This is a genomic window from Bacillus halotolerans, assembly GCF_004006435.1.
Lineage (GTDB): Bacteria > Bacillota > Bacilli > Bacillales > Bacillaceae > Bacillus > Bacillus halotolerans.
Genome location: NZ_CP029364.1, coordinates 473,354 through 499,651, shown reverse-complemented (window position 1 = coordinate 499,651; position 26,298 = coordinate 473,354). Strand labels below are relative to the sequence as shown.

29 protein-coding genes are annotated in these 26,298 nt (G+C 43.3%); 26 read left to right on the top strand and 3 right to left on the bottom strand.

The genetic code is table 11. From position 1 onward, the window contains the following. Positions 1-78: 78 nt before the first annotated feature. The 7 genes from ccpC (at position 79) to DIC78_RS02290 (ending at position 5,223) form a co-directional block, all read left to right on the top strand. Positions 79-960: a transcriptional regulator CcpC gene (ccpC, locus tag DIC78_RS02320; RefSeq protein ID WP_044156069.1), complete on the top strand. Its 882-nt coding sequence runs from the start codon at positions 79-81 to the stop codon at positions 958-960. A gap of 115 nt (positions 961-1,075) precedes the next feature. Further along, positions 1,076-1,552 (top strand): flavodoxin, encoded by a 477-nt coding sequence (locus tag DIC78_RS02315; protein WP_127695335.1) that lies wholly within the window; start codon positions 1,076-1,078, stop codon positions 1,550-1,552. After that, positions 1,542-2,435, top strand: coding sequence for a WD40/YVTN/BNR-like repeat-containing protein (locus DIC78_RS02310; RefSeq protein WP_127695333.1), 894 nt, complete (start codon positions 1,542-1,544; stop codon positions 2,433-2,435). Before DIC78_RS02315 ends, DIC78_RS02310 begins: the two co-directional genes overlap by 11 nt. A 15-nt stretch (positions 2,436-2,450) precedes the next feature. After that, positions 2,451-2,906 (top strand): flavodoxin, encoded by a 456-nt coding sequence (locus tag DIC78_RS02305; RefSeq protein ID WP_024121225.1) that lies wholly within the window; start codon positions 2,451-2,453, stop codon positions 2,904-2,906. Between the two features lie 105 nt (positions 2,907-3,011). Further along, a complete protein-coding gene (dapD, locus tag DIC78_RS02300) occupies positions 3,012-3,722 on the top strand; it encodes a 2,3,4,5-tetrahydropyridine-2,6-dicarboxylate N-acetyltransferase (RefSeq protein WP_024121226.1) in 711 nt (236 codons plus the stop codon). Between the two features lie 70 nt (positions 3,723-3,792). After that, a complete protein-coding gene (locus DIC78_RS02295) occupies positions 3,793-4,917 on the top strand; it encodes an N-acetyldiaminopimelate deacetylase (protein WP_106020381.1) in 1,125 nt (374 codons plus the stop codon). Positions 4,918-4,977: 60 nt separating this feature from the next. Then, positions 4,978-5,223: a YkuS family protein gene (locus tag DIC78_RS02290; protein ID WP_010334064.1), complete on the top strand. Its 246-nt coding sequence runs from the start codon at positions 4,978-4,980 to the stop codon at positions 5,221-5,223. A gap of 34 nt (positions 5,224-5,257) precedes the next feature. Here DIC78_RS02290 and DIC78_RS02285 read toward each other — a convergent pair whose 3' ends face one another. Then, complete coding sequence (locus DIC78_RS02285) at positions 5,258-6,061, bottom strand: mechanosensitive ion channel family protein (RefSeq protein ID WP_024121228.1); 804 nt, start codon at positions 6,059-6,061, stop codon at positions 5,258-5,260. Between the two features lie 244 nt (positions 6,062-6,305). Here DIC78_RS02285 and ahpA point away from each other — a divergent pair, with 244 nt between their 5' ends. The 3 genes from ahpA to rok all read left to right on the top strand — a co-directional run bounded on the left by ahpA (position 6,306) and on the right by rok (position 8,415). Next, positions 6,306-6,848 carry a biofilm-specific peroxidase AhpA gene (ahpA, locus tag DIC78_RS02280; RefSeq protein ID WP_010334066.1) on the top strand — a complete coding sequence of 181 codons (543 nt, stop codon included), beginning with the start codon at positions 6,306-6,308 and terminating at the stop codon, positions 6,846-6,848. Between the two features lie 81 nt (positions 6,849-6,929). Beyond that, positions 6,930-7,388 (top strand): thiol-disulfide oxidoreductase YkuV, encoded by a 459-nt coding sequence (gene ykuV / locus DIC78_RS02275; RefSeq protein ID WP_103671624.1) that lies wholly within the window; start codon positions 6,930-6,932, stop codon positions 7,386-7,388. Positions 7,389-7,839: 451 nt separating this feature from the next. Beyond that, a complete protein-coding gene (gene rok, locus DIC78_RS02270; RefSeq protein WP_024121230.1) occupies positions 7,840-8,415 on the top strand; it encodes a transcriptional regulator Rok in 576 nt (191 codons plus the stop codon). 41 nt (positions 8,416-8,456) lie between these two features. On the opposite strand, the gene DIC78_RS02265 is transcribed toward rok, so the two are convergent. Next, on the bottom strand, positions 8,457-9,422 hold the full coding sequence (locus DIC78_RS02265; protein WP_024121231.1) for a coiled-coil domain-containing protein: 966 nt from the start codon (positions 9,420-9,422) through the stop codon (positions 8,457-8,459). A gap of 132 nt (positions 9,423-9,554) precedes the next feature. Here DIC78_RS02265 and DIC78_RS02260 point away from each other — a divergent pair, with 132 nt between their 5' ends. The 16 genes from DIC78_RS02260 to sipT all read left to right on the top strand — a co-directional run bounded on the left by DIC78_RS02260 (position 9,555) and on the right by sipT (position 25,965). Further along, entirely contained in the window at positions 9,555-10,154 is a 600-nt protein-coding gene (locus tag DIC78_RS02260; RefSeq protein ID WP_103671625.1) for a molybdenum cofactor guanylyltransferase, read from the top strand. A gap of 51 nt (positions 10,155-10,205) precedes the next feature. Further along, the gene (locus tag DIC78_RS02255) at positions 10,206-11,225 is read left to right on the top strand and encodes a MoeB/ThiF family adenylyltransferase (RefSeq protein WP_106022216.1); all 1,020 of its coding nucleotides are present in this window, start codon (positions 10,206-10,208) and stop codon (positions 11,223-11,225) included. A 17-nt stretch (positions 11,226-11,242) separates the two neighbouring features. Continuing rightward, entirely contained in the window at positions 11,243-12,535 is a 1,293-nt protein-coding gene (locus tag DIC78_RS02250; protein WP_127695331.1) for a molybdopterin molybdotransferase MoeA, read from the top strand. Then, positions 12,496-13,017, top strand: a complete 522-nt coding sequence (mobB, locus tag DIC78_RS02245; protein WP_127695329.1) for a molybdopterin-guanine dinucleotide biosynthesis protein B — start codon at positions 12,496-12,498, stop codon at positions 13,015-13,017. The genes DIC78_RS02250 and mobB overlap by 40 nt, the downstream gene beginning before the upstream one ends. Further along, positions 13,017-13,490, top strand: a complete 474-nt coding sequence (locus DIC78_RS02240; protein WP_044156051.1) for a molybdenum cofactor biosynthesis protein MoaE — start codon at positions 13,017-13,019, stop codon at positions 13,488-13,490. The genes mobB and DIC78_RS02240 overlap by 1 nt, the downstream gene beginning before the upstream one ends. Then, entirely contained in the window at positions 13,483-13,716 is a 234-nt protein-coding gene (gene moaD, locus DIC78_RS02235; RefSeq protein ID WP_044156050.1) for a molybdopterin converting factor subunit 1, read from the top strand. Before DIC78_RS02240 ends, moaD begins: the two co-directional genes overlap by 8 nt. Positions 13,717-13,953: 237 nt before the next feature. Continuing rightward, positions 13,954-15,711 carry an ABC transporter ATP-binding protein gene (locus DIC78_RS02230; RefSeq protein ID WP_127695327.1) on the top strand — a complete coding sequence of 586 codons (1,758 nt, stop codon included), beginning with the start codon at positions 13,954-13,956 and terminating at the stop codon, positions 15,709-15,711. Between the two features lie 10 nt (positions 15,712-15,721). Beyond that, positions 15,722-17,536 carry an ABC transporter ATP-binding protein gene (locus tag DIC78_RS02225; RefSeq protein WP_127695325.1) on the top strand — a complete coding sequence of 605 codons (1,815 nt, stop codon included), beginning with the start codon at positions 15,722-15,724 and terminating at the stop codon, positions 17,534-17,536. Positions 17,537-17,657: 121 nt separating this feature from the next. Further along, positions 17,658-18,353 (top strand): YknW family membrane protein, encoded by a 696-nt coding sequence (gene yknW, locus DIC78_RS02220; RefSeq protein WP_024121240.1) that lies wholly within the window; start codon positions 17,658-17,660, stop codon positions 18,351-18,353. A 4-nt stretch (positions 18,354-18,357) separates the two neighbouring features. Then, positions 18,358-19,494 (top strand): efflux RND transporter periplasmic adaptor subunit, encoded by a 1,137-nt coding sequence (locus tag DIC78_RS02215; RefSeq protein WP_101860674.1) that lies wholly within the window; start codon positions 18,358-18,360, stop codon positions 19,492-19,494. Further along, positions 19,495-20,187 (top strand): ABC transporter ATP-binding protein, encoded by a 693-nt coding sequence (locus DIC78_RS02210; RefSeq protein WP_024121242.1) that lies wholly within the window; start codon positions 19,495-19,497, stop codon positions 20,185-20,187. Next, positions 20,184-21,377: a sporulation-delaying-protein transporter subunit SkiZ gene (gene skiZ / locus DIC78_RS02205; RefSeq protein ID WP_095714711.1), complete on the top strand. Its 1,194-nt coding sequence runs from the start codon at positions 20,184-20,186 to the stop codon at positions 21,375-21,377. The genes DIC78_RS02210 and skiZ overlap by 4 nt, the downstream gene beginning before the upstream one ends. Before the next feature lie 278 nt (positions 21,378-21,655). After that, positions 21,656-22,411 carry a DeoR/GlpR family DNA-binding transcription regulator gene (locus DIC78_RS02200; protein WP_024121244.1) on the top strand — a complete coding sequence of 252 codons (756 nt, stop codon included), beginning with the start codon at positions 21,656-21,658 and terminating at the stop codon, positions 22,409-22,411. Then, the gene (gene pfkB, locus DIC78_RS02195; RefSeq protein WP_106020372.1) at positions 22,408-23,319 is read left to right on the top strand and encodes a 1-phosphofructokinase; all 912 of its coding nucleotides are present in this window, start codon (positions 22,408-22,410) and stop codon (positions 23,317-23,319) included. The genes DIC78_RS02200 and pfkB overlap by 4 nt, the downstream gene beginning before the upstream one ends. 14 nt (positions 23,320-23,333) lie before the next feature. Continuing rightward, on the top strand, positions 23,334-25,241 hold the full coding sequence (locus tag DIC78_RS02190; RefSeq protein WP_127695323.1) for a PTS fructose transporter subunit IIABC: 1,908 nt from the start codon (positions 23,334-23,336) through the stop codon (positions 25,239-25,241). A 142-nt stretch (positions 25,242-25,383) separates the two neighbouring features. Beyond that, positions 25,384-25,965, top strand: coding sequence for a signal peptidase I sipT (gene sipT / locus DIC78_RS02185; protein WP_044156035.1), 582 nt, complete (start codon positions 25,384-25,386; stop codon positions 25,963-25,965). A 34-nt stretch (positions 25,966-25,999) separates the two neighbouring features. Here the strand turns inward: sipT and DIC78_RS02180 are convergent, their stop codons facing one another. Beyond that, a complete protein-coding gene (locus tag DIC78_RS02180; protein WP_017696821.1) occupies positions 26,000-26,269 on the bottom strand; it encodes a hypothetical protein in 270 nt (89 codons plus the stop codon). Positions 26,270-26,298 lie beyond the last annotated feature (29 nt).

Genomic DNA, 26,298 nt, shown 5'->3' with positions numbered 1-26,298 from the left:
AAGGACTTGAATCATAAACTAAGATTTTATTAGAATAGAAGATAAGAAAAACTTATTGATAATAAAAAGGAGGACGACATGCAGCTTCAAGAGCTTCATATGCTCGTAGTTTTAGCTGAGGAGTTAAATATGAGAAAGGCGGCGGAACGGCTTTTTGTATCCCAGCCGGCTTTATCTCAGCGTTTACAAACCATTGAAAAGGCGTGGGGGACAAAGATATTTTTAAGATCCCAAAAAGGATTGACAGTAACGCCGGCCGGAGAGAAAATCATTCAGTTTGCGAATGACGTTACGTTAGAGCAGGACAGAATTAGAGAAAATATCGATGAGCTCGAAGGGGAAATTCACGGCACACTGAAGCTTGCCGTCGCCTCCATCATCGGCCAGCATTGGCTTCCAAAAGTTCTAAAAACGTATGTGGAAAAGTATCCGAATGCAAAGGTCTCGCTCATTACCGGCTGGAGCAGCGAAATGCTGAAAAGCCTTTATGAGGATCAGGTTCATATTGGCATTATTAGAGGAAACCCCGAGTGGAAAGGCCGCAAAGACTATTTAATGACAGACCATCTGTATTTAGTCGACACTGAAATCTCTTGTATAGAAGATATTGCTCATACAGAACGGCCGTTTATCCAATTTAAAAGCGACAGCACTTATTTTCAGGAGATTCAGCATTGGTGGCATCAAAAATTTAAAACGTCGCCAAAACAGACTATATTGGTTGATCAGATTGAAACGTGCAAACAGATGGCGCTGCACGGGATCGGATATGCGATTTTACCGTCTGTTACCCTTCAGAACGAAGACAAAGTCAATAAAATGCCTCTGTTAGACGTTAAAGGCAACCCTATAGGGCGGGATACCTGGTTATTAGGCTATGAACCTGCTTTTGAACTGAAGCAAGTTCAAGCTTTTGTTTCAGTTGTAAAGGAGATGCTTGATCAAGAGCACCCATTTTAAGAGAAAAGACAGCACAAGGCTGTCTTTTTTTATTTATATATTGACAATGAAAATCATTATCATTTAAAGTGATACATATGATATTGAAAATCATTATCAATTATGAGGTGATAACATGGCAAAAGCCTTGATTACATATGCCAGCATGTCAGGAAATACCGAAGACATTGCCGGAATTATAAAAGATACGCTGCAGGAGTATAGTCTAGACATTGATTGCATCGATATGGATGACGCGGAGGCATCGGCTCTGACTTCTTATGATTATGTGCTCATTGGCACCTACACATGGGGAGATGGCGATTTGCCTTACGAAGCAGAGGACTTTTTCGAAGAGGTTCAGCAGCTCCAGCTGAACGGTTTGAAAACAGCTTGCTTCGGCTCGGGGGATTACTCTTATCCAAAGTTTTGCGAAGCTGTCAATTTGTTCAGTGACATGCTGCAAGAGGCGGGAGCTGCTGTCTATCAAGAAACACTTAAAATTGAGCTTGCCCCTGAAACGGATGATGACGTGGAAAGCTGCAGAGAATTTGCAAGAGGTTTTCTTGCATGGGCAGACTTTATGAACAAGGGAAAAAGCCATGTTTCATAAAGGGGCGACAGCTGTTGCGGCATCGGCGTTTTCTGGCTATTTTGTGGCAGTAAAAAGAGAAGGCATTTTTCATTATTCTTTGGAACAAGGCTGGAAAAAGCTTTTTCGTTTAAAAGCGAAAATACACTGCATCAGTTACATCGGTCCTTACTTATTCGGTGTCGGTGAAAAGGGAACGATCATTCGTTCATCTGACGAAGGGAAAAGCTGGACGATGTCGAGCTTCCCGACAAATGCGACAGTGTGGTCGATTACCGGCAGGAATGATGGATTTGTTTGCGCCCATGGCAAGCACTGCATTTATGTATCAGAAGACTTCGGTATTTCGTGGCGGGTTGCCAAACCCTTTGCGGAATTTGAACATCCGCCTGTTATCCGTTCACTGTGTCTGCATGGCGGGAATCTTTATATTGGTACACAAATACACGAATGTTTCGGAGGGATTTGGGCTTACGATTTCAAACGAGGCGCTGTCCGAATGGTAAAAAAAGAAGACAGCCGTATGACGGCATCCATGCTTGTGTTCGATGAAAAATGGCTGGTTGCTGCAATGGGCTCTGCAAAAGGAAAGCGCGGAGCCGTCACTGCACAACATATTTTAACGGCTGAAGAAGTCACGATACATTCCAGCATGATCAAAAAAGAAGAATCGTTTCTTGATATTTCAGAGGATGATGGCATTATTTATGTCACAACGGCTCAAGACGAAAATGGCTATTCGAGGATTTATCAGGCTGATCTTGAGGCCCGAGAGCTAAAATGGTTCGATACCATTAAAGGTCATGGATGGAGAGTCGCCAATCAAAAAGAAAATTTCTTTTGTGCAGGCTTGTATGAATGTAAATTTGTCCAGCCGTACGAAGTTTCAGCAATGATTCATTAGAGGAGGAATACGGAATTGGGGAAGATTTTGCTGGTTTACGCAACGATGTCAGGCAACACAGAAGCCATGGCTGATTTGATTGAAAAGGGTCTTCAGGAGGCGGAAGCGGAAGTAGATCGATTTGAAGCGATGGACATTGATGATGCCGAGCTGTTTAATGATTATGAACATATCATCTTAGGAACCTATACATGGGGAGACGGTGATCTGCCTGACGAATTTCTTGACCTTGCCGAAGAAATGGAAGCCCTTGACTTTACCGGAAAAACATGCGCCGTTTTCGGTTCCGGTGATACAGCATATGAATATTTCTGCGGTGCTGTAGATACGCTTGAAGAGAAAATAAAAGAACGAGGCGGCGAAATTGTGCTTCCTTCCGTAAAGGTTGAAATGAATCCTGAAGGGGAAGAAGAAGAAGTATTAAAGGAATTCGGCAGACAATTTGCCAGAAAAAGCGGCTGTGCTGTCTGATAGATGCAAAGGGAACTGCCGAGCGGCTGTTTCCTTTTTTTCTTGTCTTTGTATCTTTCCTTTGATACAGTAATGAGGTAGAAAATCAGGAGGAGGACTATACATATGAAAATGATGGACGCAAATGAAATTATTTCATTTATTCAAAATAGCACAAAATCTACACCTGTAAAGGTTTATGTAAAAGGTGAGCTGGAAGGAATCAATTTCGGTGAATCTGCGAAAGCTTTTCTAAACGGAAACACTGGTGTTGTTTTCGGTGAATGGAGCGAAATCAAAACAGCAATTGAAGAAAACCAAAGCAAAATCGAAGATTACGTGGTAGAAAATGACCGCCGCAACTCTGCGATTCCTATGCTTGATCTTAAAGATGTCAAAGCGCGCATCGAGCCGGGTGCGATCATCCGCGACCAAGTTGAAATCGGCGATAACGCAGTCATCATGATGGGGGCTTCTATCAATATCGGATCAGTTATCGGAGAAGGTACAATGATCGATATGAACGTTGTTCTTGGCGGACGAGCTACTGTCGGTAAAAACTGTCACATCGGTGCGGGTTCTGTGCTTGCGGGCGTTATTGAGCCGCCATCCGCTAAACCGGTTGTCATTGAAGACGACGTTGTGATCGGTGCAAATGCTGTCGTACTCGAAGGTGTAACAGTCGGTAAAGGAGCTGTTGTCGCTGCGGGAGCGATCGTAGTGAACGATGTTGAGCCATACACAGTTGTTGCGGGAACACCTGCTAAGAAAATTAAAGATATCGATGAGAAAACAAAAGGCAAAACCGAAATCAAGCAGGAATTACGCCAGCTGTAAGGAATGATTTGATCAAAAAGGCGTGGATGATATATCCACGCCTTATTCGTATAGGCAGGAGGAAATGAAAATGAAGAAAGAGGAGCTCATTGCAATTCGCAGAGATCTGCACCGTATTCCCGAGCTTGGATTTCAGGAATTCAAAACACAGCAATATTTATTAAACGTCTTGGAGCAATATCCGAAAGACAGAATTGAAATTGAGAAATGGAGAACCGGACTTTTTGTGAAAGTGAACGGAACAGCGCCGGACAAAATGCTCGGATACCGAGCGGACATTGACGCGCTTTCAATCGAAGAGCAGACAGGGCTGCCATTCGCATCAGAGCATCACGGCAACATGCACGCCTGCGGACATGATTTGCATATGACGATTGCGCTGGGCATCATCGACCACTTTGTTCATCACCCTGTTAAGCATGATCTGCTCTTTTTATTTCAGCCGGCAGAGGAAGGGCCAGGGGGAGCGGAACCGATGCTTGAGAGCGACGTCTTAAAAAAGTGGCAGCCTGATCTCATCACTGCGCTTCATATTGCTCCAGAGCTTCCGGTCGGCACCATCGCGACAAAAAGCGGTTTGCTTTTTGCGAATACATCAGAGCTTGTCATTGACCTGGAAGGCAAAGGGGGGCATGCCGCTTATCCGCACTTAGCTGAGGATATGGTTGTAGCGGCAAGCACACTCGTTACTCAATTGCAAACGATCATCTCCAGAAACACAGACCCGCTGGACAGCGCTGTGATTACTATCGGTACGATTACGGGCGGCTCCGCGCAAAATATTATTGCGCAAACAGCTCACCTGGAAGGCACAATCCGCACGCTTTCTGAAGAATCCATGAAGCAGGTAAAGGAACGGATCGAAGATTTAGTAAAGGGAATCGAAATCGGCTTCCGGTGTAAAGGAAAAGTGACGTATCCGTCTGTGTATCACCAAGTTTACAATACAAGCGGGCTCACAGAGGAGTTTATGTCTTTTGTTGCTGAGCAAAAATTGGCACAAGTAATCGAAGCAAAAGAAGCGATGACAGGAGAGGATTTTGGCTACATGCTGAAAAAATACCCGGGTTTCATGTTCTGGCTCGGCGCTGATTCCGCGCACGGACTCCATCACGCGAAGCTGAATCCTGATGAAAATGCGATCGAAACAGCGGTTAACGTGATGACAGGTTATTTTTCTGTTTATGCCAATTAAGTACAATGGAAAGAATAAAATGCCATATGATGAGCACCCTATTTAACGGAGGTGTTCTTTATGACAAAAAAAATAGGAATTGAACAGTCGTTATCAGATGTAGAAGCTGCATTAAGAGAAAAAGGATATGACGTTGTCATGATGAAAAGTCCTGCAGATGCAAAAGGCTGTGACTGCTGTGTCGTAACAGGGCTAGACAACAATGTGCAAGGTATTGCCGATACAGTAACACAAGCACCGGTCATTACAGCTTCCGGGATGACTGCTGAAGAAATTTGCAGCGAAGTTGAAAGCAGAATTCAGTAAAGTAAAAACCGAAGCAAAAGCTTCGGTTCTTTTGTTATTCTGTTTCTTTAGGAAAAGCGCGATCGAGTGCGGTTTTTATTTCTTTTCTCAGCACTCGTTCGACCCGCCACTGTTCCATATTTTCTGTTTTTGCAATGACTCTGATCACAATTTCAGAGGTTCCCAGCTCTTGAATGCCAATGACATTAGGACCCTCTTTTATTTGTGGAAGAGCAGCTGCCGTTTCGTCACATACATGTTGTAAGATGTGAATGGTTTCATCGAGGTTTCTTTCAGCCGGGACTTTAATATCAACCAGCGCCTGCATCGTTCCGCGGGAATGGTTGCTTACATTTGTGATGTTCCGGTTCGGAATGTAATGCAGTGTGCCGTCAAAGCTGCGGATTTGGGTCGTTCTTAAACCGACCTGCTCCACAATTCCGTCAAAGGTCGCAACGGTTATATAATCTCCGACATCCAATTGTTTTTCAAGCAGAATAAAAAAACCTGTCACGATGTCGCTGACAAGGCCTTGGGCGCCAAAACCGACCGCCAGACCTACGATTCCCGCACCTGCTAAAAGAGCGCTCGGGTCGTAATGAAACAAATCCAGAACCATAACGAAAAAAATAAAAATCAATATGTAAGCAAATACGTTAAGTGTCAGGCTTCGGAGCGTGTGAGCGCGTCCGATAGACAGGCTGTTTTGGGCTTCAAATTTTGCAAATAGATGTTTAATAATTCTCATGCCTACAGATCGAACGATAAAATATAAGCAAATCATAATGACGAGCTTAATGAGTAAAACACCCGCACTGGTGACAAGACCTGTCCAATCATACTGTGTAATAAAATCCATGTTGGAGCTTCCTTTCTGAATGTGTTGCAGCATGTTAAAGTTTGTTTCCCTATACATGAACATGTTAAACTTTTTACCGTAAAATGTCGAAGGCAAAGACATGTATTCTTTGTTAAAAATTGACTGGGAAAATGCGGTTCGATATAATAGTCATTGCGAGGTTATTGACGAAATAAGGAATATTTTCCTTTATTTTCTTGTTCATCTGGCTTTTAAAGCCAAACTATCAATTGGAGGGATACATATGGCAGAACGTATGGTAGGTAAACAAGCTCCTCGTTTTGAAATGGAAGCAGTTCTTGCAAATAAGGAATTTGGCAAAGTAAGTCTTGAAGAAAACATGAAAAACGATAAATGGACGGTTCTTTTCTTCTATCCAATGGACTTTACTTTTGTCTGTCCGACAGAAATTACAGCGATGTCTGACCGTTATGACGAATTCGAAGATCTTGATGCTGAAGTGATCGGCGTTTCAACTGATACAATCCATACTCACTTGGCGTGGATCAACACAGACCGCAAAGAAAATGGTCTTGGTCAGCTGAAATATCCGCTTGCTGCTGATACTAACCATGAAGTATCCCGTGAATATGGCGTTTTAATTGAAGAAGAAGGCGTTGCACTTCGCGGATTGTTTATTATCAATCCTGAAGGCGAGCTACAATATCAAACGGTTTTCCATAACAACATCGGCCGTGACGTTGATGAAACGCTTCGAGTACTTCAAGCACTTCAAACAGGCGGACTATGCCCGGCTAACTGGAAACCAGGTCAAAAAACACTTTAATTCTTTTTGAGAACGAAAGAAAAAGGTCTAACAATTCGTTAGGCCTTTTTGACTCTTACTGCTCACTAGGAGGGAAAAGCGATGAAATTACGTCAGCCAATGCCTGAATTGACAGGAGAAAAAGCTTGGTTCAATGGTGAAGTAACAAAAGAACAACTGATTGGAGAAAAACCGACACTTATTCATTTCTGGTCCATCAGCTGCCACCTGTGCAAAGAAGCAATGCCGCAGGTGAATGAATTCCGTGACAAATATCAAGACAAGCTGAACGTTGTAGCTGTTCATATGCCTCGTTCCGAAGATGACCTGGATCTCGACAAAATCAAAGAAGTAGCTGCTGAACATGACATTACTCAGCCTATTTTTGTTGACAGCGACCATACCTTAACCGACGCATTTGAAAACGAGTATGTGCCTGCGTACTATGTGTTTGATAAAACAGGACAGCTTCGTCATTTTCAAGCCGGCGGCAGCGGCATGAAAATGCTTGAAAAACGTGTGAACCGCGTTTTGGCTGAAACAGAACAAGAAGCTGAATAATTGTGCGCAAATTAAAAACCTGATCCTAATCAGGTTTTTTTATTTGCGCAAAAAAGGAAAAGAGTAAGAAGCTTATTTTTCCATATTTGGGTATAAGAAAAACGCTTTTTAATGATTTATCTTCTAAAAACGAGACCTAATTTCTTATGTTTTTCTGCATATTTAGATATTTTTCATATCCCTGCACGCGAAAATTGTAGATATTACACTAAATTTCATTAAAGAAGTAATTAAAAGATATATTTTCAACTTTATTCCAAATGACTGACATAAGCTCTTGAACCCTTGTGAATAAAGAGGTCTGTTAAAAAATAAAACATTTTCAGAAAATAAGGAATTTTTCATAGAGTAAATATAATAGTAAAATGCTAAAATAATAGTTGATAAAATTACTTTTGTAATCTAATATCTTAATTAAAGATGTTAATTCTGATAGGGGGTACATTGAGGAATGTTTAATGAAAGAGAAGCTTTGCGCTTGCGATTAGAACAATTAAATGAAGCTGAAGTAAAAGTCATTCGTGAATATCAAATTGAACGCGATAAAATATACGCAAAATTAAGAGAGCTGGACAGAAATGGAAGCACTTCCGAAACGAAAAAGGAGTTCCGTTCTGAAAGAAAAACTGACTCTCTGCCAGTTCTCGCCGAGCTTGCAGCTCAGGAAATCAGAAGCTATCAGCCGCCATCACAGCAGCAGTCCGCCCAGCCTCAGCTTCAATCTATTTCCTCTCTTCCTGCCGGTATACCAGATGGAGCGACTAGAAGAAGAAGAGGAACGGCAAGACCGGGATCTAAAGCAGCTAAACTGCGTGAAGCGGCTATTAAAACATTAAAACGCCACAACGCGGCAATTAAGAGCTCCGAACTTCAAAAAGAGATTGAAAAGGAAAGCGGTCTTGAAATCCCTAATATGACAACGTTTATGCAAAGTTTAATTAAAATGTATCCGGAAGTGAAAAAACCGTATCGCGGCCAGTACATTTTAGAGGGTGACATCGAATCAGCTGAATCAGCAACAGAATAAGCACACAGAAAAACTGCTTGGGAGCTCAAGCAGTTTTTTTATTATTGGGTTTTTTTCGGTGAAGGTTTGTTTTCTTTTTCAAGATTAAGCTTATACACCCATTTTTGATAAGGTTTTTCTTCGGCGGCACGGCTCTTCAGCTCTTCAATTTTATGGTTGATAAGCTGGTCAGATGATTGGGCTCTGGTCAGCTGTTTTTGAAGTTCATTTACTTGTTTTGTGACATCTTCAAGGATGGTCTCTACATGACTTGACGGTGCGTAAACGGTTTGAGCTTCTTCTGCCGTTTTTTCTTTCTGTTTCGCACCGCCATCAATATCGGCAAAATGAGAAGCAATCCAGGCATCACTTTCATCAAGCTGCCGTTTGTACGAAATAATAGTTTCTTGAAATAGTTTTTCTTTCGTTTTTTCTATTTCAAGCAGCCTTTCTTTTGTTTCTATGATTCGATCTTTCATATGATCTATTTCTATTTTGATATGTTTTAGCTGGTATTCTTTTTCTATCATTTGCTCTTTCAAGCGTCCGTTTTCGGCTTTTATCGTTTCAGCTTGCTGCTTCGCTTGAAACAATTCGTTCTGTTCTCGCTGGATAGAGGTATTAAGATGAATAATTTGTTTATGCAAATTTTTATTTTCTTCCTCAATTTTGATTTTTTCGATATGAAGCTTATGTTTTTCTTCGATTTCGGTTTTGCGTTTGTAGGTTTCTGCGGAAAGAAGCTCCTGCAAGGTGACGATTTTATCGAGCAGTTCAGCTCTCATTTGATGCAGTGTATGGCTCGTATAGGAGGCGTGTTGTTCTTTCATTGACATTTGCTTTAGCTCAGCGGACAGCTGCTGAAGTTTTTCTTTCATATTGGTATTTTCTTTGAGCAGTTTGTTATTTTTCTGATGGAAGTAGCTTGCCTCAAGCTCGGAAATTAGTTTACGGCACCTTGACAGCTCTGATTTTAAATAAAGGTTCTCCTGTGACACGTCATGGAAAAAAGGACCTGTTCTTTTCAATCGAACCATCTCCCTCATGATGTTAACATTACAATATGCAAATACTGAACAGCTATTCCTCTTTAATAAACAGACAAGCATTGGCGTTGGGGCCTTGCTTTTGCTATGCTTTTGGTAACTAGAGGTGAGAGCATGAAACATATAAATGTACTTTTAGCAGGAGGAGCCTCACGCCGGTTTGGGGAGCCCAAGGCGTTTGTAAAATGGAGAGGCCGAATGTTTTACGAATGGGCTAAAAAGTCGCTGGGTGAGCAAGCGGTCATCATCAGCCGTCCCGAGTTTATCGATAGATTTCAAGAGAATGGCGAAACCGAAGTGTATCAAGACGCGGAGCCGTTCCAAGGAATGGGCCCATTGGCTGGTATCTATACTGCTTTTGAAAAGACAGACGGTGACCTTTATACGATTCTATCCTGTGACACACCGCTGATACGAAAAAGGACGATGGCGGAGCTCAGGCGCATGGTAACTGCCGATACGGACGCAGTCATCCCGATATCAGGCGGACGAGTGCAGCCATTGATAGCACTGTATCATAAAAGGATCATGCCTATTCTATATGAACAGCTATCTGAGAAAAAATTAAAACTATCAGATTTCTTAGACCGTATTTCAGTTCGGTACGTACAGGCAGAGGAAATCGCGGCAGTGCCGGAAGAGTTTATGAATATTAATACACGACATGACTATAGGCGTTTGAATGAACTCAAGACATTCTCCTGCTGGGACTGACGGGGGGAAATCATGGTATGATTGACATAAAAGATAAGGAGATCAGGTTTGATGGAAGAGCGTTATTCACGGCAAATCAGATTTAAGCAAATTGGAGAAGAGGGCCAGCAAAGACTGGCAGACAGCCGCGTGCTGATCGTAGGAGCAGGAGCGCTCGGAACAGCCGGAGCTGAAGGGCTATCGAGAGCGGGAGTTGGCACCGTCACCATCATTGACCGTGATTATGTAGAATGGAGCAATCTGCAAAGGCAGCAGCTCTATACAGAAAGCGATGCGGAACTCCGCATGCCAAAAGCTATGGCTGCCAAAGAACATTTATCCGCTATTAACAGCGGCATACATATTGAGGCATACGTTACAGAGGGGACGGCTGAAACGCTTGAACCGCTGATTGAAAAAGCGGATGTTGTCATCGATGCAACAGATAATTTTGAAACACGCATGCTTATCAACGATCTAGCTCAGAAAACAAAGACACCGTGGATTTATGGCGCTTGTGTAAGCAGCCAAGGGATGTTCATGACAATTATTCCGGGGGAGACACCTTGTTTATCTTGTTTGTTTGAGCAAATTCCTGTCGGCGGAGCGACGTGCGATACAGCGGGGATTATTCCGCCTGCGGTCCATATGGTTTCAGCCTATCAGCAGGCGGAAGCGCTGAAACTGTTAACGGGAAACACAGAGGCGATACAGCGCGGGTTTGTCACGTTTGATGTCTGGAACAATTCACATATGAAAATCAACGTTAGCAATGTACGAGTCGAAGATTGTCCGTCGTGCGGCGCGCACGCAGTTTATCCTTATCTTCAAGAATGGAACACGCCAAAAGCGGCTGTGCTGTGCGGCCGTGATACGGTTCAAGTCAGATCAGAGTCATTAAAAAGAATACCGAAGCAGGAGCTCGCCAGTCGGCTGAAAACAATCGGCAAGGTAGAGGCCAATGCATTTTTGCTTCATGTCTATTATGAAAATTTCAGAATCGTCATTTTTAATGACGGACGGGCTCTGATACACGGAACAAGTGATGTGAAAGAAGCCAATTCTGTGTTGGCAAGAGTAATCGGATTGTAACAACAGGAGGGTTCAGAATGCTGGAGAAAAGAACACCGATACCGGTAGATGAAGCTGTTCGGCGTGTCAGCCGATTTCAAAAACGAGGGGAAACAGAATGGGTGGCGCTTGAAAATAGCCTTCACCGATTTTTAGCTGAAGATGTAACGGCAGATCACCATGTGCCTGCATTTGACCGTTCGCCATATGATGGTTTTGCTGTCAGAGCATGTGATACGGCTGAAGCTTCACGCGAGCACCCTGTCCGCTTTGAGGTCATTGACCATATCGGAGCAGGAGCTGTATCTGAGAAAGAACTTGCTGCGTTTCAGGCAGTGCGGATCATGACAGGTGCGCAAATTCCAAAAGGCGCGGATGCCGTGGTCATGATTGAGCTGACTCAAGCCTTTGAAGAGAATGGTCAGCCGTTTATGTCTTTAAAACGCCGCTTCCAGCCAGGGGACAATATTTCAAAAACAGGTGAAGATGCTCAAAAAGGGAGCGTTTTAGTCAGAAAGGGCACGCGAATTACCCCGGGGGTAACAGCTCTTCTGGCAACCTTTGGCTACGCTTCTGTGCCTGTCGTGAGAAAGCCTGTTGTCGGAATTATCGCTACCGGCACTGAATTGCTGAATGTCAGTGACCCGCTGGAGCCGGGGAAAATCCGTAACAGTAACGCCAGTATGGTATATGCACAAGTTATCGAAGCGGGCGCTTCACCTCTTTACTTAGGGAAAATCTCCGATGATCTTGATCAAAGCTTTGCTGCGGTCGAGGAAGCAATGGAAAAGGTTGATTTTCTAATCACCACAGGCGGCGTGTCAGTGGGTGACTTTGACTTTTTGCCTGCAATCTATGAAAGACTCGGGGCTGATGTGCTCTTTAATAAAGTTGCTATGCGCCCGGGAAGTGTAACGACTGTGGCTCATGCAAACGATATGCTGCTGTTTGGGCTGTCAGGTAACCCGTCGGCATGCTATGTCGGTTTTGAACTGTTTGTAAAACCGATGATCCGGTCATGGCTGCTTCATGATAAACCGCATCCAATTTGCGCAGAAGCTGTTTTGACTAAGGACTTTCCGAAGCCGAATCCTTTTACCCGATTTGTACGTGCTTATGTACACCATCAGGAAGGAAAGCTGTTAGCGGCTCCCGTTGGATTAGATAAGTCAAGCTCTGTCACTTCACTTGCAGAGGCGAATGCGTTTATCATCCTGCCGGGCGGTACGAGAGGTTACGAATCAGGCAGAACGGTCCACGTGCTGCTGATCAGAGAAGAGAATGGAAGTGAGTGGCCTTGGTCCGTCCTTTCCCGATCGTCCAAGTTGTAGGATTCCAAAACAGCGGAAAAACAACGTTGATAGAGCGTATTCTTAAAAAAGCCGCACTACAGGGGCTGCATGCAGGCTGCCTGAAGCATCACGGTCATGGCGGTGAACCGGAAGCATTCACTGAAGGAAAAGACACTGACCGTTACCAAGCTGCGGGAGCTGATGTAACAGCAGTAGAAGGAGCGGGTGTTTTACAGCTTACAGCCCGCCGTAAATGGGATCTCCCGCAGCTGATCGAGTTATATCGCTTTCTCGATATGGATTGCCTGCTCATAGAAGGCTTTAAAAAAGCTCCTTATCCTAAAGTAGTAATAGTACGAGATAAGAATGATCTGGCTGAACTGCAGGCAGTAAATATCATCGCAATTATATACAGAGAAAAAGAACAAATGGCTGCAAACCAAGGATTACCCGTTTTTCACGCGAATGATCCAGCAGCAGTTGATTATGTGCTTTCACAGCTGAAAGGGGAATCTGTGTAATGGGACGGTTTGAGATTACGAAAACACCCATCGTTACTGAAGATATCATAAAAAAAGTAGAGAGACGGGAAGCCGGAGCTATTACCACGTTTATCGGGACAGTTCGGGAGTGGACAAACGGAAAAAAAACAATCCGGCTGGAATATGAGGCTTATGAACCGATGGCTGTGCAGATGCTGGCCCAAATCGGGGCTGAAATAGAAGAGAAATGGAAAGGTGCTTCGGCTGCTATCACACATCGGATCGGTGTACTGGATATCGGCGAAGCGGCAGTTGTCATCGCTGTGTCTTCTCCCCATCGAAAAGCCGCTTATGAAGCCAATGAGTATGCAATCGAACGCATTAAACAGATTGTGCCTATTTGGAAAAAAGAAATTTGGGAAGACGGAGAGCAATGGATCGGTGACCAGCTTGAGACAACAGCTTATCCGAATGGAAAACCAGATGTAAGTGAGGGAGAGCAGCATGATTAACATTCTTTTGTTTGCGGGACTTGCTGAAAAGGCCGGCACGTCAACGCTTGAAATTGATATGGAACAAGCAACAACCGATGATATAAAAGCGGTATTAAAGGAACAATACGGACTTGAATCAATTGATACGGCTATGATTGCTGTAAATGAAAACTACGTCAAAGAAAATACCTCAGTATCTTCCGGTGACACGGTGGCTGTTATTCCTCCTGTCAGCGGGGGATGAAAACCGGACGGCGATAAAGCCGTCCGGTTTTTGCGTTAAAAGTCATATCCCTCTTTTTTTGCATATCCTGCTCATCATCCTGCATACAATGATTTTCTGTAGGCATTTATTTTACATAAGTCCCACCATATAAAGTAAGAGACTATCTCCACCATTAGATTGAATTTTTGAAAAATAATAGAAATTTATTTCTGGAATCGATATAGTAAGGGTGAAAAAACTGGAAGGGTGCTGGGTATGGAGACATTTAAAAGATTAAAAGCATTTTATTGGCCGTACAGAAAGGTGTTTATGTGGTCGCTTCTGGCGATGGTTTTGATGACAGCCATTACGGTCGTTTATCCGATCATTCTGCAAATTACGATTGATGAGATCGTACTGGGGAGGCAGTATCAGCTTGCAGCATGGATCAGTCTGGGATTTATTGCGGTTATGGCTGTAAAAGGAACTGCCACTTTTTTTCATCAGTATTTAGGTGATATGTTTGGCATCAAATCTGTTTATCGGCTGAGAAATGGCCTGTATGCAAAACTGCAGAGGCTTTCTTTTTCTTACTATGACAACGCAAAAACAGGTGATTTGATGTCCAGGCTGACAGCCGATGTTGAAGGGCTCAGGTTTTTTTTATCCTACGGGCTTGCTGAGTTTATTCGATTCGGCTTGCTGGTTGCAATCAGCTTATCGGTCATGTTTTACTATTCGGTTCCGCTTACGCTGGTAACAATCGCTGCTTTGCCTTTTCTGGCGGTCGCGGTATATCAGTTTGACAAAAGAGTACACCCCGCATTCCGAGGCATCAGAAAATCGTTTGCAAAGCTCAATACAAAGGTGCAGGAAAATATCAGCGGCATCAACACAGTTAAGTCACTATCAAGAGAAGATTTTCAAATCAGCGCCTTTAATAAGGCAAATGCGGCCTACAGAACAAAATATTTACAAACGTCATCCATCTGGTCTGCGTATTTTCCGCTGATGGAGTTTATCGGCAATATTTGTATTGTGGCTCTTCTTTCATACGGCGGCTATTTGGTCATGCAAAATCAGCTGAATCCGGGTGAGCTTGTCGCTTTCTTCAGTCTTGTCAATTATATGATGTGGCCGATTATGAACTTAGGTTTTGTGATTAATATGTTTTCTCAGGCAAAAGCCTCAGGAGAGCGTCTGTTAGACATTCTTGATGAAGAGGAAGACATCAAAGACCACGTTCATGCTTTAAATCAGCCAAAGTTAACCGGAGATGTCTCATTCAAAGATGTAACTCTCACATACAGAAATGAACAAACGAACGCGCTTTCCGATGTAAGCTTTGAAGCAAAAAGCGGAAAGATGATCGGACTTTTGGGTCCTACAGGATCTGGAAAAAGCTCAGTCACACAGCTCCTCACTAGATTTTACAGTCCTGCAGGCGGAATCATCACCATTGATCATAAACCTATCACAGATTATTCATTAAAAACCCTTCGCTCAAATATTGGAGTTGTACTTCAAGAATCATTCCTATTTTCATCTACTATTCGATCAAATATTTCATACGGGAAGCCGGATGCTTCGATGGACGACATTATAAATGCGGCAAAAAGAGCTCAGGCCCACGATTTTATTATGGAACTGCCTGACGGATATGACACCATGCTTGGAGAAAGGGGGCTGGGGCTTTCTGGAGGTCAGAAGCAGCGCATTGCTATTGCCAGAGCCATCTGTTTAAACCCGAGCATTTTAATATTAGATGACGCCACAAGTGCAGTAGATATGCAAACTGAGCACAGCATACAGCTTGCGTTAAAAGAAGTCATGAAAAACCGCACAACCTTTATCATCGCTCACCGCATTTCTTCACTGAAACACGCAGATGAAATTCTTGTCTTCGATAAAGGTAGCATTCGTGAAAGAGGCAATCATCACGAGCTTCTTGCCAAGAACGGCTATTACAAAAAGATATACGATTTGCAATACCGGGACGTCAATATGATAAATGAGCCGCATCAGGTCGGATAGGGAGGAACATATGAAACAAGCAAAAAAACAGGGGATTTTGGAGCGTTTCTATTATTCTTCAGATGAAATCATTGAAAAACCGTTTAACTGGGCTCAAATGTGGCGGCTGTTAAGCTATGTCAAACCATACGGAAAAACAATTCTGCCGCTTTCTTTTCTCACCGTTTTGATTGGGACTGCTGTGAAGCTTGTCATTCCTATTCTGATCGGTGTTTATGTTCTCGATCAAGCCATTACAGCAAAGAATTCGGAATTGCTGATGCAGCTGATTATTTTGATCAGCGTTTTATACGCTGTTAATTATGCAGCCAATATGCTAAGGATCAGATGGATGAACCAGCTTGGCCAGCATGTCATTTACGATTTGCGCCAGCATTTATTTACCCATGTGCAGCGCTTGTCCCACCGATTTTTTGATCAGAGATCGGCAGGGTCTATTCTCGTCAGAATTATGAATGACATTAACTCCCTTCAGGAGCTTTTCACAAGCGGCGTGATTAACTTATTAACAGATTTATTGCTTTTGGCGGGAGTCGTCATCATTTTATTCACGCTGAGTCCTGAACTGACCATAGCCATCATGGTGACTCTGCCGATTATGTTTTTTATTTCAACAAGTCTCAGAAAAAAAATCCGCCGTTCATGGCAAACGGTGCGTCTGAAGCAATCAAAGCTGAACTCCCATTTAAATGAAAGCATACAAGGTATCCGCGTAACGCAGGCTTTCACGCAGGAACAAGAAAACATGGCGTATTTTGACGGAGTCAATCAGGAGAACTATCAATCATGGCGGGAAGCAACAAGAAAAAATGCTGTGTTCCGTCCGCTGGTAGAAATGACAAATGCGATAGGAACGGCTGTATTAATATGGTATGGCGCCACACTCATCATGAACCAAACTATTACAATAGGTGTCTTCGTATCTTTCGCCTTCTATTTAGGCATGTTTTGGGAGCCTATTTCAAGATTAGGCCAGGTTTATAACCAATTGTTAATGGGGATGGCCTCGTCAGAGCGGATTTTCGAGTTTTTAGACGAACAGCCGAACGTCAAGGAAAAGCGGGATGCCATTCACAAGAAAAATATTAAAGGCCATATCAGCTTTGAAGAGGTTGAATTTTCTTATGATGAAAAACGAAAGGCACTTCATGCCGTTTCCTTTTCTATTCCTGCAGGCTCGACACTTGCACTAGTCGGACACACGGGGAGCGGGAAAACAACGATTGCCAATTTAATCAGCCGATTTTATGATGCAACAGGAGGAACCATTAAAATAGACGGCACTCCGATAAAAGACCTGGCCATTGCCAGTTTACGCTCTCAAATCAGCATTGTGCTTCAAGATACGTTTATTTTCTCGGGAACGATTATGGAAAATATTCGTTTCGGAAGGCCGGATGCGTCAGACGAAGAAGTGATAAAAGCTGCTCAAGCAGTCGGAGCGGATGAGTTTATATCTGGTTTAGCAGAAGGATACGAAACAGAAGTGGAAGAAAGGGGCAGCGTACTATCCGCCGGTCAGCGCCAGCTCATTTCCTTCGCAAGAGCGCTGCTCGCAGATCCTGCTATTATCATTCTTGACGAAGCCACGGCAAGCATTGATACAGAGACAGAAGTCAAAATCCAGCAGGCTTTAAAAACTTTGCTGAAAGGCCGTACAGCCGTCATGATTGCCCATAGATTGTCCACGATCCGCGACGCCGACCATATCATCGTTCTTGATCACGGCAGGAAAATGGAAGAGGGCAGCCACGAACAGCTGCTTACGAAAGGAGGTATTTATGCAGGACTGGTGAAAGCGCAATACAGCATAGCTGCCGAATAAAAGCCTGCAGTTTGAAAGTCTGAAGGCCTATTGAATGATTTGGGATTTTTTTAAAAAAATATGAAACTTTTTTTAGATCCTTTCGTATTATCAGCTAGATATGTTCAAGGAGGTTTTATATATGGAAGCAAATGTAGAAAAAAACGGCGGAGTGTCAACTGAAAAGCCATCCCTTTTTGGAGTGATCACAAGTCCTGGAACTCAATTTGAGAGAATAAGAGAAAGGCCGGTTGTATGGGGCCCGCTCTTGATTGTTGCGGCAATCATCATAGTTGGTGCTGTATTGCAGGGTCTCGGAACGGATTATAGCGAGCTTCTTAAAGCGACGGATACTGAAGGTTTATCGCCTGAGCAGATTTCAACTGTCGCCACTATTACCAAGTTTGGAGCAATGGCAGGTTCGATTCTCGGCGGAATTGCAGCTTTATTTATTGCACCTCTCATTTATTGGCTCTGTGTGAAAATATCAGGAGGCGTAACGACGTATAAGAAAATGCTTTCTCTCGGTCTGTTTGTCTCCTTAATCAGCAGCTTAGGATTATTGATCAACGGAATTGTTGCTTTTACAACTGACACAAGTTCACTTTACAGCATGACGTCACTTGCGGGAATTATTCCTTCAGACATGCCTTTAGCCAATGTATTAAATACATTTGAAATCTTCAGCATTTGGAGCTATGTATTATTAGCGATCGGTCTTCACAAAACGGGAGGCATCTCCAAAAAAGCAGGGTGGATATCCGTTATTATTCTTTTCGTCCTTTTGGTCGCATTTTCGTTTGTTTCAGGGGCGATAAACTCTGTGGCAGGTGCATAAATAGATGAAAAAAGTCTGGATTGGAATTGGGATTGCAGCATTAGTCGCTCTTTTTATAGGAATTAATATTTACCGGTCTGCCGCTCCGACAAGCGGCAGCGCCGGCCAGAAGGTGGAGACGGGCAGTCTAGAAGAAAAAAAGATATCGTCAACGGTTATGGTTCCAGGCACACTTAAATTTTCAAATGAACAATATGTGTTTTATGAAGCCGATAAAGGAACTTTGAACGACATTAAAGTGAAGGAAGGCGACAAAGTTAAAAAGGGTACGCCGTTAGTCACTTATACGAACGAGCAGCTTAGTCTGGAAAAAGAACAGAATCAATTGACCTCTGAATCGAACCGGCTGCAAATCGATCAAATTCAAGAAAAGCTACAAGCGTTGGACAGTAAAGAAAAAGAACTGACAAAACAGCTTGGAAAGAAAGAAGCAGAAAAACAAGTTGACTCTGAGCGCACAGAGCTTGAAATGCAGGAAAAAACAGCTCAAATTGAATTAAAGCAAACTGAGCTTCAGCGGCAGTCGCTTGCCAATCAAGTGTCAGATCTTCAAGTGAAAAGCGAGATCGAAGGCACTGTGATTTCTGTCAACCAGGAAGCGGCATCAAAAAAGTCAGATATTCAAGAGCCCGTTATACATATCGGCAATCCTAAAGATCTTGTCGTTGCAGGAAAATTGTCTGAATACGATACACTTAAAGTCAAAAAAGGCCAAAAGGTCACACTCACTTCAGATGTCATTCAGGATAAAACATGGAAAGGTACAGTTTCAGCTGTCGGACTAGTGCCGGATCAGCAGGATAACGCCGCGGCAGCAGCTGGCACAGATCAGGCGGTACAATACCCGCTTCAAGTCAAAATAAAAGGTGATCTTCCTGAAGGAAAGCCAGGTTTTAAATTCATTATGAATATAGAAACGGATAAGCGGAAAACCAATACGCTTCCTTCTAAGGCAGTTAAAAAAGAAGACGATCAATATTATGTGTATACAGTAAAGGACGGTAAAGCCAAGCGAGTCGACGTCAAAATCGGGGAAGTAACAGATGATGTAACGGAAATAAAAGAAGGAATTTCTAAGGATGATCAGGTCATTTTAAATCCTGCTGATGATTTGGCTGACGGAACGGAAGTGAAAGCATAAATGATTCAGCTTTCAAATGTGCGAAAAAGCTACCAGATCGGCAGAGAAACGTTTGATGTTCTTCATTCGATTGATTTGAACATCAATCAAGGGGAATACGTTTCGATCATGGGGCCGTCAGGATCGGGAAAATCAACGATTATGAATATTATCGGCTGTCTAGACCGTCCGACTTCCGGTATATATAAGCTGGACGGCGAAGACATCTCTTCTTATAAAGACAGAGAACTGGCCGCAGTCCGCAACAAATCCATCGGTTTTGTCTTTCAGCAATTCCAGCTTCTCCCGCGGCTGAACGCTAAAAAAAATGTCGAGCTGCCGATGATTTATTCCGGCATTGGAAAAAAAGAACGCCAAGAGAGAGCCGAAAGAGCCTTAGAAAAGGTCGGATTAGCCGATCGGATGCTTCATATGCCGAATGAGTTATCCGGCGGTCAGAAGCAGCGTGTGGCCATTGCGAGGGCAATCGTCAATGAACCAAAATTAATTTTGGCGGATGAACCGACTGGCGCGTTGGATACGAAAACAAGTGCAGCGATTATGGACCAATTTACAGCGTTAAACGACGAGGGAACAACGATTGTACTTGTCACCCACGAGCCGGAAGTTGCAGATTGCACGAACCGGGTCATCATGGTGCGAGACGGAGAAATTGTTCCTCCCGGCTCCGGACAAAGGAGCGTGGGGGAATGAGTCTGTTAGAAAACGTCAGAATGGCTTTGAGCTCTGTTCTTGCACATAAAATGCGTTCCATTTTAACGATGCTCGGAATCATAATTGGTGTTGGCTCTGTTATTGTCGTCGTTGCTGTAGGGCAGGGCGGCGAGCAAATGCTTAAGCAGTCCATCAGCGGTCCGGGGAATACGGTGGAACTTTACTACATGCCGAGTGACGAAGAGCTTGCAAGTAATCCGAACGCCGTAACGGAGTCAACTTTCACAGAAAACGATATTAGCGGATTAAAAGATATAGAAGGGATAAAACAAGTGGTTGCATCGACTTCTGAAAGCATGAAGGCGCGTTATCATGAGGAAGAAACCGATGTAACCATTAACGGAATCAACGACGGATATATGAATGTCAATTCCTTAGAAATAGAAAGCGGGAGAACCTTTACTGATAATGACTTTCTTGCGGGAAAAAGGGCGGGCATTATATCGCAAAAAATGGCAGAAGAGCTGTTTGATAAATCCTCTCCTCTCGGTGAAGTTGTCTGGGTAAACGGACAGCCTGTGGAAATTATCGGTGTGCTGAAGAAGGAAACAGGTTTGCTGTCTTTCGGACTAAGTGAAATGTATGTGCCGTTTAATATGATGAAATCGTCTTTCGGTACAAGTGACTTCAGTAATGTGTCATTGCAGGTCGAATCGGCTGATGATATAAAATCTATCGGAAAAGAAGCGGCACAGCTGGTGAATGACCATCATGGCACTGAGGATTCATATCAAGTAATGAACATGGAAGAGATTGCAGCAGGAATTGGAAAGATCACAACAATCATGACCACGATTATCGGCTCAATTGCAGGCATTTCGCTTGTAGTCGGCGGAATCGGTGTCATGAATATTATGCTCGTGTCAGTGACAGAACGAACGCGGGAAATTGGGATTCGGAAGTCTCTCGGAGCGACGAGAGGACAAATTCTGACCCAGTTTTTAATCGAATCAGTCGTATTAACGCTTATCGGCGGACTGATTGGGATCGGGATCGGATACGGAGGGGCCGCGCTGGTTTCTGCCATTGCCGGCTGGCCGTCATTAGTATCCTGGCAGGTCGTATGCGGAGGCGTGCTGTTCAGTATGCTTATTGGCGTTGTCTTTGGAATGCTTCCTGCAAATAAAGCTGCCAAGCTCGATCCGATTGAAGCGCTGCGTTACGAGTAACCTCATGCATATGCATGAGGTTTTTTTATGTTTGGTGCTTTTTACTATGAATATAAAAGACTTTTTACATTAAGATAAGAAGAAAAAGTCATACAATTGTCCTTATTTTTGTCGAATTTACAGTTTACAAACCCTATATACATACGTTAATATGGAGAAACGTGAAAGATTTTGATAGTTATTGAATGAATTTGAATGATTTTAGTTGCCTATTGTAAAAAAAGCGTTTACAATGAAATTGTATTCAAAATGAATACGTTTTCATTAGGAGGTGAAGCATGCTAACTCCTGAAAGATATCAGTTGATTATTGATCAAATAGAAAAGCGTGATGTGGTAAAGATTCAAGAGCTCATAAATCTTACAAATGCTTCTGAATCTACAATCAGAAGAGATTTATCGACGCTTGAAGAACGCGGTTTTTTAAAGCGTGTTCACGGGGGAGCTGCCAAGCTTTCCGATATCAGACTTGAACCTGATATGCTTGAAAAATCATCCAAAAACCTTCAAGACAAATTGAAGATTGCTGAAAAAGCCGCTTCACTTTTGGAGGAAGGGGATTGCATTTATCTCGATGCGGGCACGACGACTTTGCACATGATTGATTTTATGGATAAAAGCAAAGATATCGTTGTGGTCACGAACGGGGTTATGCACATCGACGCATTGATAAGGAAAGAAATATCTTTTTATCTGCTTGGAGGATATGTAAAGCACAGAACGGGTGCGGTTATCGGAGGCGCTTCACTGATTGCCATGGATCAGTACAGATTCGATAAGAGTTTTCTGGGGGCAAACGGTGTGCATACAGAGGCCGGCTTCACAACGCCTGACCCTGATGAAGCCCTTTTGAAAACGAAGGCTGTCAAACAGGCAAAACACGCTTACGTCTTAGCGGACCCTTCGAAATTTGGAGAAATTTCATTTTCGGCATTTGCCGGCATAGGCGACGCAACAATCATTACGACTGACGCTGAAGAGCTTACATTCGATAATTACCAAGAAAAAACTGTCGTAAAGGTAGTGAAACCATGATTTATACTGTAACACTTAATCCATCTGTCGATTATATTGTTCACGTTGAAGATTTTACTGTAGGAGGCCTGAACCGTTCCGCATACGATACAAAGTATCCAGGGGGAAAAGGCATCAACGTATCGAGAGTGCTGAAAAGACATCATGTTCAGTCAAAAGCGCTCGGATTTATCGGCGGATTTACCGGAGAATATATCAAAACATTTTTGCGCGAAGAAAACCTGGAAACAGCTTTTTCTGAAGTAAAAGAAGATACCCGCATCAATGTGAAATTGAAAACTGGTGATGAAACGGAAATTAACGGTCAGGGACCAACGATTTCAGACGAAGATTTCAATGCCTTTTTAGAACAGTTTACATCTTTGCAAGAGGGGGATATTGTCGTTCTTGCTGGAAGCATTCCATCTTCACTGCCTCAAGATACCTATGAAAAAATCGCAGAGGCTTGCAAACAGCAGAACGCGCGTGTTGTGTTAGATATCTCTGGCGAAGCGCTTATGAAAGCAACAGAAATGAAACCGTTTTTGATGAAGCCAAACCATCACGAGCTTGGTGAAATGTTCGGAACGACGATTTCATCTGTTGAAGAAGCTGTTCCTTATGGGAAAAAGCTTGTAGAACAAGGCGCTGAGCATGTAATCGTATCCATGGCCGGTGACGGAGCGCTTCTGTTTACGAAGGATGCCGTTTACTTTGCAAACGTACCAAAGGGGAAATTGGTAAACTCAGTCGGAGCAGGAGATTCTGTCGTTGCAGGTTTTCTTGCCGGTGTTTCCAAGCAGCTGCCGCTTGAAGAGGCATTCCGCTTAGGAGTTACATCAGGCAGCGCTACCGCGTTTTCTGAGGAACTTGGTACAGAAGAATTTGTCCAGCAGCTTCTTCCTGAAGTTAAGGTCACACGTCTATAGAGGAGGAAACAAAAGTGAAAATAACTGAGCTTTTAACGAAGCATACGATAAAGCTTAATATTGAAAGCAAAGAAAAAGAAAACGTTATTGACGAAATGGTCACAGTTCTTGATAAGGCTGGAAAATTAAATGACAGACAAGCCTACAAAGAAGCCATTTTAAATCGTGAAAGCCAAAGTTCAACGGGTATCGGTGAAGGAATCGCTATTCCGCATGCGAAAACGGCAAGCGTTATCAACCCGGCGATTGCGTTTGGGCGTTCAAAAGACGGTGTCGATTATGAATCACTAGACGGCCAGCCGGCACACTTGGTCTTCATGATTGCAGCGACTGAAGGTGCAAACAACACTCACCTTGAAGCACTGTCAAGACTGTCTACGCTGTTAATGCGTGAAGAAATTCGCAAACAGTTGCTTGAAGCTGAATCAGAAGACGCGATTATTGACATTATCAATCAGCATGATAAAGATGATGACGAAGAGGAAGAAGAAGAAGAAGAAACGGCACCAGCACCAGCCGGAAAAGGTAAAATCCTAGCGGTTACAGCTTGTCCGACAGGTATTGCCCATACTTTCATGGCAGCGGATGCCCTTAAAGAAAAAGCGAAAGAGCTTGGTGTTGAGATTAAGGTTGAAACAAATGGTTCAAGCGGTATTAAGCACAAGTTAACTGCTCAAGAAATTGAAGATGCACCTGCAATCATTGTCGCAGCGGACAAGCAGGTTGAAATGGAGCGCTTTAAAGGCAAACGCGTGCTTCAGGTTCCAGTAACGGCAGGTATCAGACGTCCGCAAGAGCTTATCGAAAAAGCGGTGAATCAAGACGCACCGATTTATCAAGGCAGCGGCGGCGGTTCTTCTGCTCAAAGTGATGAAAATGAACCAAAAGCCAAATCTGGCGGCATTGGAAACGCGTTTTATAAGCACCTTATGAGCGGTGTCAGCAACATGCTTCCATTCGTAGTGGGCGGCGGTATACTCGTTGCAATTTCATTCTTCTGGGGTATCCATTCTTCAGATCCGAATGATCCTAGCTACAATACGTTTGCTGCAGCATTGAACTTTATCGGCGGCGACAATGCATTAAAACTGATTGTTGCAGTTCTGGCCGGCTTTATCGCGATGAGTATTGCAGATCGTCCGGGATTTGCTCCTGGTATGGTCGGCGGGTTTATGGCCACTCAAGCGAATGCTGGATTCTTAGGCGGTTTGATTGCCGGATTCCTTGCTGGTTATGTCGTGATTTTATTGAAAAAAGTATTTGTGTTTATCCCTCAGTCACTTGATGGATTGAAGCCTGTATTGATTTATCCGCTGTTTGGTATTTTTATCACTGGCGTATTAATGCAATTTGTAATCAATACACCTGTAGCAGCATTCATGAATTTCTTAACAGACTGGCTTCAAAGCCTTGGGACTGGAAACTTGGTGTTAATGGGTATTATTTTAGGCGGTATGATGGCGATCGACATGGGCGGTCCGCTTAATAAAGCAGCCTTCACGTTCGGTATCGCGATGATTGATGCAGGCAACTATGCGCCTCATGCAGCGATCATGGCCGGCGGTATGGTTCCTCCGCTAGGTATCGCACTTGCAACAACAATTTTCAGAAACAAGTTCTCTCAGCGTGACCGTGAAGCAGGTATTACATGCTACTTCATGGGTGCGGCTTTCGTAACAGAAGGCGCAATCCCGTTTGCTGCGGCTGATCCGCTTCGCGTAATTCCAGCGGCTGTGGTCGGTGCAGCGGTTGCCGGCGGATTAACTGAATTCTTCCGTGTAACCCTTCCTGCACCTCACGGGGGCATATTCGTAGCCTTTATTACAAACCATCCGCTCCTTTACTTATTAAGTATTGTAATTGGTGCTGTGGTTATGGCGATGATCCTAGGTATCGTGAAAAAACCTGTAACTGAAAAATAAGGAAAAAAGCGTCCTGTTACTAAAGGACGCTTTTTCTCTATCTTCTCGCGGCAGCGCGGTTAAGTTATGTATTTTATAATAAATTATGATAAAGTAAAAGAAGGGAAACAACTGACATAGCAATCGTCTAGGAGGAAACACTTTGACCGAAGAAAATCAAACAAAAACTGAAAAAGCTGGGAAGAAAAAAACCAATACGTATTGGGAATGGGGAAAAGCAATTGTCATTGCTGTCCTGCTGGCACTCATTATCCGCCACTTCCTATTTGAACCGTATTTAGTCGAAGGTTCATCTATGTACCCCACTTTACATGACGGCGAAAGACTGTTTGTCAATAAAACGGTACACTATATCGGTGACCTGGAGCGGGGAGATATCGTCATTATCAATGGTGAGACTTCAAAAATCCATTACGTCAAACGATTGATCGGTAAGCCTGGAGAAACCGTGGAAATGAAGGATGACACGCTTTATATAAACGGAAAAAAAGTTGCCGAGCCTTATTTGTCTAAAAACAAAAAAGAGGCAGAAAAGCTTGGTGTCAGTCTTACAGGCGACTTTGGCCCGGTGAAAGTACCGAAAGGCAAATATTTCGTCATGGGGGATAACCGGCTAAACTCCATGGACAGCAGAAATGGCCTCGGACTGATTGCGGAAGATCGGATTGTGGGTACGTCGAAGTTTGTATTTTTCCCGTTTAATGAAATGCGCCAAACCAAATAAAAACGCCTTGCTGGCCTTTGGACAGCAGGCGTTTTTATTTGGAAAAAGAAGCGACTAATGCAATGCATAATACAGTGACAAATACTGAACCGATAATGGCCAGCACACTGAAGAAAAGATGCACTTGCTTGTTCTCTTTGCCGCGTTTTTCTAATAGCCGTTTAGAGAAGATATGTGAGAAAATATAAATCAGGGCGATCCCGATATATAAGCCGATATCTTTGGCGGTAAAGCCAGTTACGGCAAGGTAAAAGCCTGTAAAAAAGATCAATAAGCAATATTCAGTCAGTGTTAAAAGCCTCAATGTGTTCCTCCGAGTAAGAATGTATGATT